The organism is Streptomyces sp. NPDC005423 (genome assembly GCF_040606415.1).
Lineage (GTDB): Bacteria > Actinomycetota > Actinomycetes > Streptomycetales > Streptomycetaceae > Streptomyces.
Genome location: NZ_JBEXET010000070.1, coordinates 15,847 through 28,133, shown reverse-complemented (window position 1 = coordinate 28,133; position 12,287 = coordinate 15,847). Strand labels below are relative to the sequence as shown.

At 75.1% G+C, this 12,287-nt stretch carries 8 protein-coding genes and 1 pseudogene; 6 read left to right on the top strand and 3 right to left on the bottom strand.

The genetic code is table 11. From position 1 onward, the window contains the following. Positions 1–223: 223 nt before the first annotated feature. Both ABZT12_RS37285 and ABZT12_RS37280 read right to left on the bottom strand, forming a co-directional pair. Positions 224–370, bottom strand: a pseudogene (locus ABZT12_RS37285) (4-phosphopantetheinyl transferase); the annotation flags it as partial. 463 nt (positions 371–833) lie between these two features. Beyond that, entirely contained in the window at positions 834–1,058 is a 225-nt protein-coding gene (locus ABZT12_RS37280; RefSeq protein WP_356393671.1) for an MbtH family NRPS accessory protein, read from the bottom strand. A gap of 283 nt (positions 1,059–1,341) precedes the next feature. Here ABZT12_RS37280 and ABZT12_RS37275 point away from each other — a divergent pair, with 283 nt between their 5' ends. The 5 genes from ABZT12_RS37275 to ABZT12_RS37255 all read left to right on the top strand — a co-directional run bounded on the left by ABZT12_RS37275 (position 1,342) and on the right by ABZT12_RS37255 (position 8,844). After that, positions 1,342–3,666 carry a lantibiotic dehydratase gene (locus ABZT12_RS37275; RefSeq protein ID WP_356393668.1) on the top strand — a complete coding sequence of 775 codons (2,325 nt, stop codon included), beginning with the start codon at positions 1,342–1,344 and terminating at the stop codon, positions 3,664–3,666. Beyond that, the gene (locus ABZT12_RS37270) at positions 3,666–5,159 is read left to right on the top strand and encodes an amino acid adenylation domain-containing protein (protein WP_356393665.1); all 1,494 of its coding nucleotides are present in this window, start codon (positions 3,666–3,668) and stop codon (positions 5,157–5,159) included. The genes ABZT12_RS37275 and ABZT12_RS37270 overlap by 1 nt, the downstream gene beginning before the upstream one ends. After that, positions 5,156–6,208: a pyridoxal-phosphate dependent enzyme gene (locus ABZT12_RS37265; RefSeq protein ID WP_356393662.1), complete on the top strand. Its 1,053-nt coding sequence runs from the start codon at positions 5,156–5,158 to the stop codon at positions 6,206–6,208. The genes ABZT12_RS37270 and ABZT12_RS37265 overlap by 4 nt, the downstream gene beginning before the upstream one ends. Beyond that, on the top strand, positions 6,205–6,477 hold the full coding sequence (locus tag ABZT12_RS37260; RefSeq protein ID WP_356393659.1) for an acyl carrier protein: 273 nt from the start codon (positions 6,205–6,207) through the stop codon (positions 6,475–6,477). Before ABZT12_RS37265 ends, ABZT12_RS37260 begins: the two co-directional genes overlap by 4 nt. A 63-nt stretch (positions 6,478–6,540) precedes the next feature. Beyond that, positions 6,541–8,844, top strand: a complete 2,304-nt coding sequence (locus tag ABZT12_RS37255; protein ID WP_356393656.1) for a lantibiotic dehydratase — start codon at positions 6,541–6,543, stop codon at positions 8,842–8,844. Between the two features lie 218 nt (positions 8,845–9,062). Here ABZT12_RS37255 and ABZT12_RS37250 read toward each other — a convergent pair whose 3' ends face one another. Further along, positions 9,063–9,383: a carboxymuconolactone decarboxylase family protein gene (locus ABZT12_RS37250; protein WP_356393654.1), complete on the bottom strand. Its 321-nt coding sequence runs from the start codon at positions 9,381–9,383 to the stop codon at positions 9,063–9,065. A gap of 647 nt (positions 9,384–10,030) precedes the next feature. Between ABZT12_RS37250 and ABZT12_RS37245 the strand changes: the two genes are divergently transcribed. Then, the gene (locus ABZT12_RS37245; RefSeq protein ID WP_356393651.1) at positions 10,031–12,286 is read left to right on the top strand and encodes a serine/threonine-protein kinase; all 2,256 of its coding nucleotides are present in this window, start codon (positions 10,031–10,033) and stop codon (positions 12,284–12,286) included. The last annotated feature ends 1 nt before the right edge of the window (position 12,287 follow it).

The window sequence follows — 12,287 nt, the reverse complement described above, 5'->3', positions numbered from 1 at the left end:
GTAGTGCAGGCCGGTGGCGCGGCCCCCGGCGGCCTGGATCATCCGGGCGACGGTGGCGGTGCCGTCGGTGGCGAGGACGGCCTGGCTGGTCTCGACGCACCGTCCACTCCGGGGACGGAGCGGCCGGCAGCGGCCCGGTGCCCACGTAGTCGAGCGCCGGATTCCGTACCAGCCCGGTGCCCAGCCCCTTGAGATAGGCCTCCTTGCGCACCCAGGCCCGGGTGAACGCCGCCGGACGCTCGTGCGCGGGCAGCCGTGCCAGTTCCTCCGCCTCCGCGACGTGCAGCGCCGACTGCGCGCCGAGCACCGCCTGCGCGGTGGCCAGCCCCTCCACGTCGACACCCACCGGTGCCGGGGCGAGCGCCACCATCACCAGGCCCCCGCTGTGCGACAGGGAGAAGTGCACCCCGGTCGTGCGCAGCGCCGGCCGGCCGTGCGGACCGCCGCAGCCCGCGCACGGTTCGCGTACCAGTGGCAGCGCCTCGGCCCGGATGCCGAGCAGGACGCTCAGCACGCTGCGCAGCGCGGCGTGCGCGACCACATAGGCGTCGCGGTCCCGGTCGCGCCGGAACGCGCGGGCCCGGGCCCGTTCCTCCGCGTCGAGCAACTCCTGCGCGCGCCGCAGCGCCCGTTGGTCCTGTGCGCCGACCTGGGCCAGGTACAGCTCCAGCGGTCCCCGCAGCGCGCGCCGGGTCGGCGCGTACGTCCGGTCGTGCAGGGCGGACAGGTCCAGTACGGCCGGGCACAGCGACTCGGGCGGCTCGGGCAGCTCGCTCGGCGCTGCCACCGGGGGAGCGTGGGCAGGCAGCGACAGGAGCCGGCCCGGGCGGCCCTCAGACATCTGCCCCGGCCAGTCGGCGACGCAGACTGAGCGGGCGCATGTCCGTCCAGATCACGCCGATGTGGTCCAGGCACTCCTGCCGGCTGCCGCGCCGGCCTTCCGGGTACCAGCCGGCGGGCACCTCGCGGTCCGCCCGCCAGATCGAGTACTGCTCCTCGTCGTTGCGCACCACGAGGTACACCTCGCCGGTGTCCGGGCGGGCCTCGTGGCCGCCCACGCCGGTCGCTGAGTTGGGTTGCGTCACGGTGAACCTCCCGCAGGTGATGGAGCCGGCCACAGGTCGGCGGCCGACGCTGCCAGCATGCCCGGAGCCGTCCGCCGGGGTCAGGGACGAACGCGCCATGCCCTCGGCGCGTGTTGCTGCCGGATCTTCTCTGGTGAGGCACGGCCCGGACGCGGGACGGTGCTGTCCGGCCGGGGCGCCCGGCATCCCGGCCGGCGGTACCCGTCCCGGCCGGGCAGCGGAATCCCCGCGCATCCCCTTCCGGAAGGAGCACGCGATGTCGGACGAACACGCACCAGTCCTGCTGCCGGGCGGAGGCTGGCGGCTGTGGGACCAGTTCGCGCTGCGCGGCCCCGGCTTCCCCGCCGACGGTGTGCTGCGCCTCGCCCCGCCCGGACTGGCCGAGGCCGCGGACAAGTTCGGCCCCGGCACTGACCTGTCCGGGCCGGAGTGGCAGGCCTTCACCGAGGAGCTCTCCGCGGCCGCCGTACGCACCGCCCTGCACCTCCAGGAGGTGGCCGCCCAGCCCCGCTTCCAGGCGGCCCTCGCCTGGCAGAACCCCGCCGTCCTGCGCACCGGCATCGCCCCGTTCCTGCGCTGGACGCCGAGCGCGGACAGCCGTAGCAGCATGCCGCGTCAGCGGGAGGAGCTGGTCGCGCACTACTGGCAGCGGTTCTGCGTGAAGAACGACACGATCGGCTTCTTCGGCCCGGTCGGTTGGGGCCGCTGGGACCTGTCCGCGCCGGCCGCTGTCGCCGTGGACGACGGGGACGGCTTCCTCGCCGCACAGGAGGTGTACTTCTCCGGCTGGGCGATCGACGCCCTGGCGAAGGTGCTCGGCGAGGACCGTGAGCTGATGCGCTGGATCCCGCCGCGCCGGGTCTCCTTCGTGCACTGCGCGGACGGCGCGGTCCGGGTACCGGGACGCCCCGCACAGCCGGTCGGCGCGCGCGAACGTGCCGTGCTGGAGCGGTGCGACGGCATCCGGACGCCGCACGCCATCGCCGCCGAACTGGGCCTGGAGACCGGCGAAGTGGTCGGCGTCATCGGCGAGTTGATCACCCGGCGCTGGGTGCACTGGCGGCTGGAGGTGCCCGCGGCCACCCACCCCGACCGTGCCCTGCGCGACATCCTGGAGCGGGTGCCCGACGAGACCGCGCGCGAGCGGGCGCTCGCCGAACTGGCCGTACTGGAACGCGGCCGGGACGCCGTGCGCGCCGCCCGCTTCGACGCCGACGCGCTGACCGCCGCGATCGGCGCCCTGGAGGCCGACTTCGCCGCGCTCACCGACAGCGAGGCACAGCGCGCCAAGGGCGCACGCACCGCTCCCTGCCGCGGCCTGGTGTACTCCGACGCCCGCCGGTCCGCCACCGCCACGGCCGGCACCGGACTACTGGCCCACCTCGAACCCCTGCAACTGTGTCTGACGGCCGCCCGCTGGATGACGAACCGCTTCGCCGACGCCGTCCGCGCCCGTCTGCACACGGTGTACGACCGCCTGCGGGCAGCGGGCGAACCGGTGGACCTCGGCACCCTCTGGCTGCACACCCTGCCCTCCCCGCACCCCGACGCAGGCGAACTGATCGACACCGCCCAGGCCGAGCTCCGCGCCAAGTGGGCCCGGATCCTCCAACTCCCGCCGGGCGTGAGCCGCGTACGGCTGACCACGGAGGAACTGGCCGAGCGGGTACGGCGGGAGTTCGACGAGCCGGGCGACGGCTGGTCCCTCGCGCGGTACGTCAGCCCCGACCTCCTCGTCATCGCCGAGGACGACGCCGCCCTGGCCCGCGGCGACGTCGAACTCGTCCTCGGCGAGATGCACTGCGCGCTCAACACGATGGGCGCCTCCCTCTTCGTGCACCAGCACCCCGACCGGGACGAGCTGCTCGCCGAGACCAGCCGCGACTTCCCCGGCCCGCGCCTGCTCCCCACCCTGCCGAAGGAACTGCCCCTCAAGTGGTCCACCCGCAGCCGGCCCTCGCTGGACCGGCCCGAGGACCACTACGTGACCCTGGTCGACCAGACCGGCGACCCGCACCGCCCCCGCACGGTGCTCAGCGCCGACGTCCCGGTGGAGGAGCGGGACGGCCGGCTGACCGCCGTACTGCCCGACGGCAGCGCCCACGACCTGCTCGACGTCTACGCCAACACCCTCACCCAGCGCGTCATGGACCGCTTCACCCTCCGTCCGGACGGCGAACACACCCCGCGCATCACCATCGACCGCATGATCGTGGCCCGCGAGACCTGGCAACTGCCCGTCGTGGACATGGACTTCGCCGACGAGAAGGCGGAGGCCGCCCGCTTCGTCCGGGCCCGGCACTGGCAGCGGCGGCACGAACTGCCCCGCTTCGTGTTCATCGTCTCCCCGACCGAACCCCGCCCCTTCTACGTCGACTTCGACAGCCCCGTCTACGTGACGATCCTCGCCAAGGCGGCCCGCAGGCTCGCCCGCAAGGACCCCGAGGCCCGGCTGAAGGTCAGCGAGATGCTGCCCACCCCCGAACAGGCCTGGCTCACCGACGACGAGGGCCGCCGCTACACCTCCGAACTTCGCTTCGTGGCCGTCGACCAGACCGTCGCCGGCGTGAGGGAGTCCTGATGCGCACGGTCGCCGACGACATCGCCGCGCACGCCGCCCGGCACCCGGAGCGGATCGCGCTGACCACACCCACCGGAGAGGTGACGTACGCCCAACTCGCCGCTCGTGTGGATGAGTTCACCCGACTGCTACGGGCCGGCGGTGCCCGTCCAGAGACGGTGTGCGCCATCGCCGTCGAGCACGGCACCGAAGCGGTCGCGGCCATGGCGGCGGTCCTGCGCTGCGGCGCCGCCTTCCTCACCCTGGACGTGGGGCAGCCCCGGGACCGGCTGGCGGCCTTCGTCCGCAGTGCGGGCGCCCGCCTGCTGCTGACCACGACCGCGCACGCCTCCCTCCTCGGTGACGGCCTGCCCACCGTCCTGCTGGACCGGCCCGCCACCACGGACGCCCCACCCCCGCCGCCGCCCCCGGCCGACCCGCACGCTCTCGCCTACGTCAGCCACACGTCCGGCAGCACCGGCGAACCCAGCGCCGTCCTGATCGAACACCACTCCCTCGACACCTACCTGCGCGACACCGTCCACGCCTTCGGCCTCGGCCCCGACACGGTGGCCCTTCAGACCGCGCCCCTCGGCTACGACGCCTCGATCCGCGACACCCTCGCCCCGCTGCTGGCCGGAGCCCGGCTGGTGATCGTCGACCGGGCCCGGCTGCTGCGCCCCGAGGAGTTCGCCCGGACCGTCCGCGAGCACCGGGTGACGGCACTGCTCAGCGTCACCCCCTCCTTCCTGACCCACCTGGCCGGAGCGTCGGGACTCGCCGATCCGCTGGCCGGTGTCACCCTGGCCGCCACCAGCGGCGAGTCGCTGCGGCCGTTCCTCGCCGCCGGCGGCCGGGCGCTCGTCCCCGGCCGGCTCGTCAACCAGTACGGCCCGACCGAGTGCACGATGACCACCACCCGCCACAGCGTGCCGGCCGAGCCCGACCCGTCCGCCGACCTCGTGGGCGTCCCCCGGGCCGGGACCGTCGTACGCGTGCTGGACGCGGATCTGGAGCCGGTCGCCGACGGCGCGGTGGGCGAGGTGTACATCGGGGGAGAAGGACTGGCCCGCGGCTACGGCGGGCGCGCGGCCCGCACGGCCGAGTCCTTCGTCCCCGACCCCTTCGGCCCGCCCGGTACCCGCCTCTACCGCACCGGCGACCTCGGCTGGTGGGGGTCCGAGGGACTGCACTACGCGGGCCGCACCGACCGGCAGGTCAAGATCCGCGGCTACCGCGTCGACCCGGCCGAGGTCGAGGGCGCCCTGCTCGCCCACCCGGGCATCACCGGCGCCGTGGTGACCCCCCACACCGACGACCGGGGCCGCGTGTACCTGCTCGCCCACGTCACCGGCGCACTCTCCGGGACCACGGACGCCGCCCTGCGCGGCCACCTCGCCCGGTCGCTGCCACCCCACCTGATGCCGCGCCGGTTCCAGCGTCTCGACGCGCTGCCCACCACCCGCGGGGGCAAGGCGGACCGTCGCCGACTGGCCGCCGGGAGCACCCGATGACCGCCACCGGCCTGCGCCGGGCCACCGGTGCCCCGCGTTCCTGCGGCACCCGCCGGCGCCCCGGTCCCGCCGTTGCCGGCCCCGGAGCCCTCGGGGTCGCGGACCTCGAAGCCGCCGCCGCCCGTATCGCCCCGCACGTCGTCCGTACGCCCCTGCTGCGCGGCCCGGTGCCGGCGGCGCACGGCTCGGGTCTGCTGCTGAAGGCCGAACACCTCCAGCTCGGCGGCTCTTTCAAGACGCGCGGCGCCGCCAACGCCGTCCTCGCCCTGGGCGCCGACCGGGTCGTCACCGGCTCCTCCGGGAACCACGGCATCGCGCTCGCCAGGCTCGCCCGCTCCCTCGGGATCCGGCTGACCGTCGTCCTCGCGGCGGGCGCGGCACCCGCGAAGGCCGCCGCCGTCCGCGCGCTCGGCGCCGACATCGTCCGGGTGGCCGGCGGAGTGGCCGAACGGGACGAGCGCGCCCGCGCACTCGCGGACGAGACCGGTGCCCTGCTCGTCCCCTCCTCCGACCACCCCCTGGTCGTCGCCGGGCAGGGCACGGTCGGCACCGAACTGCTCACCGACGCCCCCGGCACCGAGACGGTCTACGTCCCCACCGGCGGCGGCGGACTCCTCGCCGGCGTGTGCCTCGCCGCCACCGGCCTGCCCGTCCGGGTGGTCGGCGTCGAACCCGCCCTCACCCCGCGCTACGCCCGCTCGCTGGCCGTCGGCCACCCGGTCCGGCTGCCGCCCAGCACCACCGTCGCGGACGGGCTGCGCGGCCAGCGGCCCGGACACGTCCCCTATCCGATCATCCGGGACCGCGTCGACGACATGATCGCCGTCGGCGAAGCCGAGATCCTCGCCGCCGCCGCCCTGCTGGACCGCCACGGAGTGCACGCCGAACCCAGCGGCGCCGTCGCGCTCGCCGGAGCGCTGCGCGCCGGCCGGCGCGAACGGGCCGTGGCCATCGTCTCGGGCGGCAACACCCCCGCCCGCCTGCACACCCCAACCCCACACCACTCCGGTACACACACCGGCCCCACCGTGAAGGAGTACACGTCATGACCACCAACACCGCCACCGCGCCCGCCACTTCCACCGCCACCAGCACGGTCGACCTGCTCGTCGGGATCTTCCGGGACGTGCTCGGCCTGCCCGACCTCACCGCGGACACCGACTTCTACGAGGCGGGCGGCGACTCGCTCACCGCCTTCCAGATCACCGGCCGCCTCCAGGAGGCGCTCGGCGCGGACGTCCCCGTCTCCCTGGTCTTCGCCTACCCGACGCCGCTCGACCTGGCCGAGGTCGTCGACGCCGACTACGGCGCCGCCTGACCAAGCCACCGCCCAGCACCGGCAAGGACCCGTCCACCCGCGCTCGCCAAGGAGAGCCGTGCCATGACCGAAGACTTCGTGCCGTCCCTCGGCCGCTGGCGGCTGTGGGAGCAGTTCGCCCTGCGCGGACCGGGTTTCCCCGCCGACGGGGTGCTGCGCCTGGCCCCGGCCGGACTCGCCGAGGCAGCCGACAAGTTCGCCGCCGACGACGCTCTCGACGGCGCCCGCTGGGCGGACTTCGCGCGGCTCTTCGCGGACGCCGCCGTGGAGACCGCGCACACCCTCCAGGACATCGCCCGCACGCCGTCCTTCCGGGAGGCGGTGGCCTGGCAGAACCGGCCCGTCCTCACCTCCGGCATCGCCCCGTTCCTGCGCTGGACGCCGACCGCGGACAGCCGTAGCAGCATGCCGCGGCAGCGCGAGGAACTGGTCGCGCACTACTGGCAGCGGTTCTGCGTGAAGAACGACACGATCGGCTTCTTCGGCCCGGTCGGCTGGGGACGCTGGGACGCCTCCACACCTGGCGCCGCCATCGACGCCGGTTCCGGGCTGATCGCCGACTCCACTGTGTACTGGGCGAGTTGGGGCATCGACGCGCTGGCGAAGACCCTGGACGCCGACCCCGGTCTGCGGGAGTGGATCGCACCCCGGCGGGTGCCGTTCGTCGCGCTGGACGCGGACCGGGTCCGGGTGCCCGGCCGCCGCCCGGTGACCGTCTCCGCCGACGTGGCCGCCGTCCTCGCCCGCTGCGACGGGGTCCGGCCGGCCCGGCGGATCGCCGCCGAACTCCCGGACACCGACGTGCCCGCCGTCCTGGCCGATCTGGTCGCCCGCCGCTGGGTCGTGTGGCGGCTGGAGGTCCCCGCGGGCACCCACCCCGACCGGGCCCTGCGCGCCTGGCTCGACTCGGTCGGCGCGCCGGAGCCGCGCCGGCGGGGGCTCGCCGCACTGGACCGGCTGGAGCGGGGCCGCGCGAAGGTGGCCGCCGCCCGTGACGTGGACGCCCTCGTCGAGGCGATGGGGGAGCTGGAGCGGGACTTCACCGAGCTGACCGACACGGCCGCCGTACGGGAGAAGTCCGCGTCGACGGCACCGTGCCGGGCGCTGGTGTACTCCGACACCCGCCGGTCCGCCACCGCCCGCGTCGGCCCCGCCGTGCTCGACGCGCTGCGCCCGCTGCGGCTGCTGATGGACGGTGCCGGCTGGCTCACCTCGCGGCTGGCCGCCTCGGTGACGGCCGAGACCCGCCGTGTGTACGACCGTCTCGCCGCCGAGGGCGAGGTCGACCTCGCGTCCTTCTGGTTCGCGTGCCTCCCGGTGCTGCACGGCGCCGCCCGCGCCACCGCCACCGAACTCCAAGGAGAGTTCGCCGCACGCTGGCAGCACCTGCTGGCCGTCCCCGAGGGCGCCCGCCGCGTGGTCGTCCGGTCGGCGGACATCGAGGCGGCCGTGGCGGAAGCGTTCCCCGGCACCGGCGGCGGCTGGACGGCGGCCCGCTATCTGAGTCCCGACGTGATGATCGCCGCCGACGGCGCGGAGGCGGTCGCCCGCGGCGACTTCACCCTCGTCCTCGGCGAACTGCACCTCGCCGCCAACACGTTGGGCGCCTCCCTCTTCACCCACCAGCACCCGGACGTCGAGGAACTGCTCCGCCTCACCGACCGCGACCACCCCGGCCCGCGCCTCCTGCCGCTGATCCCCAAGGAGCACCGCTCGCGCCTGTCCGTCCGGGTCCGGCAGACGCTCGTACGGCCCCAGGACCACCAGGTCGCCCTGGCCGACTTCACCGCGGACCCCGCCCGTCCCCGGGCCGTCCGCAGCGCCGACGCCACCGTCGAGGAGCGCGAGGGGGACCTGGTGGTGCGGCTCCCGGACGGGTCTGCCTTCCCGGCCGTGGACGTCTTCTCCCACGTCCTGACCACCCTGGCGATGGACCTCTTCCAGGTCCTGCCGGAGGCGGAGCACACCCCCCGGGTCACCCTCGACCGCCTGGTGGTCGCCCGGGAGACCTGGCGGCTGTCCGCGACGGACGCGGAGTTCGCCGACGACAAGGACGAGGCCCGCCGCTTCGTCCGCGCCCGCCACTGGCGCACCCGACTCGGCCTGCCGCGCCACGTGTTCGTCGTCCTCCCGACCGAGACACGGCCCTTCTACGTCGACTTCGACAGCCCCGTCTACGTCACGATCCTCGCCAAGGCGCTGCGCCGCCTCGCCCGCAGGGAACCGGACGGCACGCTCACCATCACCGAGATGCTGCCCACGCCGGAACAGACGTGGCTGACCGACGACGAAGGGCGCCGGTACACCTCGGAGTTGCGCTTCGTGGCCTTCGACACGGAAGGGACGGCGGCCCGCCCCGCTCCCTGAGCGCAGCGCCGGTCCCCGGCCTCCCGGCCACCGGGCGGGAGCACATCCCCTCTCCACGTGCGGAGTTGGGCTCCACCGAGCGCGACCGGGCCGCACTCCTCCACCACTACGGGACGGGAGGCGGCTTCCGCGGCGGCGGCCGGGTTCCGGTGACCCGCCCGCCGGCCGACGCCGGTCACGCGGGCAACAGGGTTTCCCTGGCGCGCAGTTGACAGGGCTCAGGCGCCGCGCTCGTCGGCGATCCTCTTCAGCTGGTTGATGGCGGTCACGGCGTTGGGCCAGCCCGCGTAGAAGGCCAGATGGGTGATGGCCTCGGACAGCTCCTCGACGGTCAGCCCGTTGTCGAGGGCGACCCCGAGGCGGTACCCGATCTGCTCGACGCGGTAGAGGGCGGCGAGCACGCTGACGGTCACCAGGCTGCGATCGCGCGGGGAGAGGCCGGGGCGCTCCCAGACGTCGCCGAAAAGGACGGTGTCGGTGAGCTCGACGAGCTTGGGCGCGATGGCCGCCAGCTCCTGGGGAGCGGACTGCTTCGGCATGGGACGACTCCTTGTGGGTCGGTCGAGTGACGGACAGGGGATGGCGAACGGCGACGGGTCGGCGCCTCCAGAGCCATCGTGCGCGGCGCGCCGCGCTTCCCGGCAGCCGCTGTCACCCGCGCCCGCTCCGACCAGCGGAACGCGGTGCGGGGAGCCGGAGAAGGATCTGGGACCACAGGTACCGACAGTGCCCCCGCCGACAGCACGCCGTGCGATGCGGGCACGACGGTACAGGTACTGACAAGGCGCCCCAGGACCGCGGCGGCCGTCCTGGCCGCCCGCCGACGCACCCCCCGCTCGTCCCGACGCACCCCCCGCTGGGGCGGCGCGTGGGCCCAACTCGCTTACGCCGCACGGCCGTCGTACGCCCAAGAGCCGTACGGCGCACCGCCTCGTACGCCGGTGAGCCGACCGCGCACCCGCCCCCGCCGTCGCCCGGTGGCCGCGCGCCACAAGGCTCCCGCCGCGCGGTGTCCCGGCGGGAGCGTCCGGCCGCGCCGGCGGCGTCCGCAGCGGCACGACCTCGGCGCCATGTCACGGCTCGGCCCCGGCTCGCCCCCCACTCCGAACGAACTCGGACGACAGGCAGCCATACTGGACGGATCAGGAGAGGGCGGGGTGGGCGACGACGGGGGCGAGCGCGGCAGATGGGGGACAGCAAGCTGATCCAGGGGCGCTACCGGCTGCTCGATCTGATCGGGCGCGGTGGCATGGGCGAGGTGTGGCGGGCGCGGGACGAGTCGCTGGGCCGGCAGGTCGCCGTGAAGTGCCTCAAGCCGATGACCCCCCACCGCGACCAGGCCTTCACCGGCGTCCTCCAGGAGAGGTTCCGGCGTGAGGCGCGGGTGGCCGCGGCCCTCCAGCACCGCGGGGTGACCGTCGTACACGACTTCGGCGAGTCCGACGGGGTCCTCTACCTGGTCATGGAGCTCCTCGACGGCCGTAACCTCAGCCAGCTCCTGGACGACAACGAACAGCGTCCACTGCCCGTCGCCGACGTCGTCGAGATCGCCGACCAGGTCGCCGGCGCCCTCGCCTACACCCATCAACAGGGCATCGTGCACCGGGACTTGAAACCCGCCAACATCATGCGGCTGACCGACGGCACGGTGAAGATCTGCGACTTCGGCATCGCCCGCCTCGGCCACGACATCGGCTTCTCCGCCCGGCTCACCGGCACCGGCATCGCCATGGGCACCCCGCACTACATGTCGCCGGAGCAGATCGGCGGCGACGAGGTCGACCAGCGCAGCGACCTCTACTCCCTCGGCTGTGTGCTGTACGAACTCGCCACCGGGGCACCGCCGTTCGACTTCGACGACGCCTGGGCGATCCTGATCGGCCACCGCGACACCCCGCCCCGCCCGCCGCGCTCCCACCGTGCCGAACTCCCCGGCTACCTGGAACACATCATCCTCGACCTGCTGGCCAAGAGCCCGGAGGAACGCCCGTACGACGCGTACGAGGTGGGCCGGCGGATCGGGGCCGGGCGGACGACACCGACGTACGTCCCGACCGTGGTGGCACCACAGCCCCGGCTCAGGCCGACCGAGCCGGTCGGCCCGGTCGAGCCGGCCGGCCGAGGTGCCCGGCTGCCGTCCTGGACACGGGGCATGACCACCGGACCCAAGGCGACCGGCGCCGGACCCCGGGCCACGCCCGCCGACGCCGCCGCCGGCCTCACCGGCGAGTGGATCGCGCGCCCCGCCCCCGGCCGCCCCGCAGGGCCCGGCCCGGCCGGCCCGCCCGACGCGTCGGCGGAGGCGGTCGCCGCCCTGACCCGACAGCACGACGCGGGCCTCGGCCTCGGGCGGCTCGGCCGCTGGGACGAGGCGGCCGAGGTGCACCGCGCGGTCGCCGCCGCCCGCGAGCGCCTCCTCGGCCCCGACCACCCCGACACCGTCGCCAGCCGGTACGAGATCGGCTTCGCACTCAGCCGTACCGGCCGCGCCGCCGACGCCCTGAGCGAGTACACCCGAGTCGCGCGGATCCGCGACCACGTACTCGGCGCCGACCACCCCGACACCCTCGCCGCCCGCCAGGAAATGGCTTTCGTACTGGGCCGGTTGGGGCGCCACTTCGAGGCGCACCAGGAGTACACGGCGGTCCTCGCCGCCCGCGAGCGCACCCTGGGCGCCGACCATCCCGACACCCTGCGGTGCCGGCACAACCTCGCCTTCAACCTCAGCCGGCTCGGCCGCCCGGAGGACTCGTACCGCATGGCGTGCGACGTCGCCGCGGCCCGCGCCCGGGTACTCGGCGCCGAGCACCCCGACACCCTGGTCTCGCGTGACGAAGTCGCCTACGCGCTCGGCCGGTCGGGCCGCTGGACCGAAGCGCTGCAGACGTATGAGGAGGTCGCCGGGGCGCGCGCCCGTGCGCTCGGCCCCGACCACCCGGACACCCTCGCCGCCCGCTACGAGATCGGCGTCAGCCTGGGCCGGCTCGGCCGCAGCGCCGACGCGCTCACGCTGTACCGCGAACTGATCGCCGACCGTGTCCGGGTCGACGGTCCCGCCCACCCCGAGACGCTCCGCGCCCGGCACGGCCTCGGCGTCAACCTGGGCCGCCTGGCCCGCTGGGAGGAGGCCCTCGCCGAGTCCCGTGACGTGTGCGCGCTCCGCGAGCGGGTCCTCGGCGCCGACCACCCGGACACGCTGGTCAGCCGGCGCGAGGTGGCGGTGGGTCTTGGCTGGCTCGGCCGCTGGGCCGACGCCCTCGCCGAGTACCGCCGGGTCGCCGAAGCCCGCGAACGGGTTCTCGGCCCCGAGCACCCCGACACCCTCGCCGGCCGCACCGACGAGGCGCACTGCCTGGAGCAGCTCGGCCGGAGCGCGGAGGCCGTCGAGCTGTACCGCCGGGTGGCCGTCCTCAGACAGCGGCGGGCGCCCGACGGAGAGTGAC

What these genes read in the sequence shown, in the direction of transcription:
- ABZT12_RS37245 (WP_356393651.1), top strand. Translation starts at nt 10,031, where the DNA reads ATGGGGGACAGCAAGCTGATCCAGGGGCGCTACCGGCTGCTCGATCTG.
- ABZT12_RS37260 (WP_356393659.1), top strand. Translation starts at nt 6,205, where the DNA reads ATGACCACCAACACCGCCACCGCGCCCGCCACTTCCACCGCCACCAGC.
- ABZT12_RS37255 (WP_356393656.1), top strand. Translation starts at nt 6,541, where the DNA reads ATGACCGAAGACTTCGTGCCGTCCCTCGGCCGCTGGCGGCTGTGGGAG.
- ABZT12_RS37250 (WP_356393654.1), bottom strand. Translation starts at nt 9,383, where the DNA reads ATGCCGAAGCAGTCCGCTCCCCAGGAGCTGGCGGCCATCGCGCCCAAG.
- ABZT12_RS37275 (WP_356393668.1), top strand. Translation starts at nt 1,342, where the DNA reads ATGTCGGACGAACACGCACCAGTCCTGCTGCCGGGCGGAGGCTGGCGG.
- ABZT12_RS37265 (WP_356393662.1), top strand. Translation starts at nt 5,156, where the DNA reads ATGACCGCCACCGGCCTGCGCCGGGCCACCGGTGCCCCGCGTTCCTGC.
- ABZT12_RS37270 (WP_356393665.1), top strand. Translation starts at nt 3,666, where the DNA reads ATGCGCACGGTCGCCGACGACATCGCCGCGCACGCCGCCCGGCACCCG.